The 1,656-nt window shown below is 34.7% G+C and carries 1 protein-coding gene; it reads left to right on the forward strand.

The genetic code is table 11. The features are described 5' to 3' along the window. Positions 1-1,656, forward strand: a 1,656-nt coding sequence (locus VK998_RS11335; protein WP_414713604.1) for a GH36-type glycosyl hydrolase domain-containing protein, incomplete at both ends; no start/stop codon positions are given.

Raw genomic sequence — 1,656 nt, forward strand, 5'->3', positions numbered from 1 at the left:
CTGTATTAGGAGTTACTGACGAAGAAACTGAAAGACTATTGGAAACAGAAATGAAAGACAATATATTTTTAATTAAAAATTCAACTAATAGTGAGTTTAAAGATGGCACTTTGTTTATGGCTTCCTCTGAAAAGATACAATCTTGCACTGGAGATAGAAAGGAATTTTTAGGAGTATATCCTAACTATGAAAAACCAGAAGGAATTAGAAGAGAAGAGTTGTCTAACAATGTTGGATTTGGATATAATCCATGTGGTGTTATAAAGGTTGATATAGTAATTCCGCCAAATGGAGAAAAAGAGATAGTATTTTTATTAGGAGAGGAGGGTGATATAGAAAAAGGTTATGAATTGATAAACAAATATAAAAATATTCAAGTTTCTAAAAATGCTCTAAGAGAACTAAAAGAATTTTGGAATAGAACGTTATCTACAATTAAAGTTAAAACTCCAGATAATACTATGAATTATATGATGAACTACTGGTTAATGTATCAAACTATTGCTTGCAGAATATGGGGAAGAGCTGGATATTATCAAGTAGGAGGCGCTTTCGGTGCCAGGGATCAGATGCAAGATACAATAAATGCTGTCTACCATATGCCTAAGATTACTAGAAAACAAATTTTAAGAAACTGTAAACATCAATATAGAGAAGGAGACATACAACACTGGTGGCATCCAATACCAGATAGCGAAGTTCATAAAGGAATTAGGAGCAAATACTCGGATGATTTACTATGGTTGCCTTTAGGAGTAGCAAAATATATTAAGGTTACTAGTGACAATAGTATTTTGGAAGAGAAAATTCCCTTTATAGAAAGCCCTGTTTTACAGGAAGAAGAAGAGGAAAGATATGAAGTGCCTAAAATATCTGAGGATGTTGGTACAGTATATGAACATTGTATTAGAGCAATTGACAAATCTTTAAACTTTGGAGAAAGAGGGCTACCCCTTATGGGTGGAGGAGATTGGAACGATGGTATGAACAAAGTAGGGTATAAAGGAAAAGGAGAATCCGTATGGCTAGGATGGTTTATAGCTAAAGTGATTAAGGATTTCATACCTATTTGTAATATGGTAGGAGACTTTGATAGAACAAAGAAATATGAAAATACGATTGGGAAGTTGAAAAACGCTTTAGAAACTAGTGCTTGGGATGGGGAGTGGTACAAGAGAGCTTTCTTTGATGATGGTATACCTATAGGTTCTAAGGAAAATAGTGAGTGTACCATCGACTCCATAGCTCAATCTTGGTCGGTTATTTCTACTTTAGGAGATGAAGAAAGGTCAAAACAAGCTTTAGAATCTGTAGAAAAATATCTGATCAATGAAGAGGAAGGTATTATTGCATTATTAACACCGCCTTTTGATTCTTCAGAGCAAGAACCAGGATATATAAAATCTTATGTACCAGGAATCAGAGAAAATGGAGGTCAGTATACTCATGCTGCCACTTGGGTAATCAAAGCTTTTGCCATGTTAGGAGAAGGGGATAAGGCTCATAACCTATTCAACCTTATCAATCCAATAAATCACTCTAGAACTCAAATAGAAGCCTTTAAATACAAAGTAGAACCTTATGTAGTAGCAGCAGATGTTTATACTAATCCTCAACATTTGGGAAGAGGTGGCTGGACTTGGTACACAGGTTCTT

It is taken from the genome of Schnuerera sp. (genome assembly GCF_035459645.1).
Lineage (GTDB): Bacteria > Bacillota > Clostridia > Tissierellales > Tepidimicrobiaceae > Schnuerera.